The 371-nt window shown below is 69.0% G+C and carries 1 protein-coding gene; it reads right to left on the reverse strand.

The features are described from left to right. Window positions 1-371 (reverse strand): metallopeptidase TldD-related protein (locus tag sphsw_RS14525; RefSeq protein ID WP_042467398.1); only part of this gene is annotated, 371 nt, incomplete at both ends.

Raw genomic sequence — 371 nt, forward strand, 5'->3', positions numbered from 1 at the left:
AGCGTCTCGGGGGGCATCGTGCCCGCTTCCATGAAGACGTTGCTCGTCGACACGCCCGGCGCGCCGTTGACGCCGCGCGCGGCATGGCCGGTCGGCTCGAGCCCCAACTGCCGCGCCGAGGCCGAATCGAGCAGCCAGCTTTCGAGCATGCCATGTTCGATGATCGCGGTCGGCGACACCGGCAGGCCCTCGCCGTCAAACGGCCGGGATCGCAATCCGTAGGGCCGATGCGGATCGTCGCGGATCGTGATGCCGTGCGCAAACACCTGCGAGCCGAGCGAATCGAGCAGGAAGCTCGTCTTGCGCGTGATCGCCTGCCCCGCGATCGCCGCGATCAGATGGCCGAGCAGCGAGCTCCCGACACGCGGATC

Source organism: Sphingomonas sp. FUKUSWIS1 (assembly GCF_000733135.1).
Taxonomy (GTDB): Bacteria; Pseudomonadota; Alphaproteobacteria; order Sphingomonadales; family Sphingomonadaceae; genus Sphingomonas; species Sphingomonas aerolata.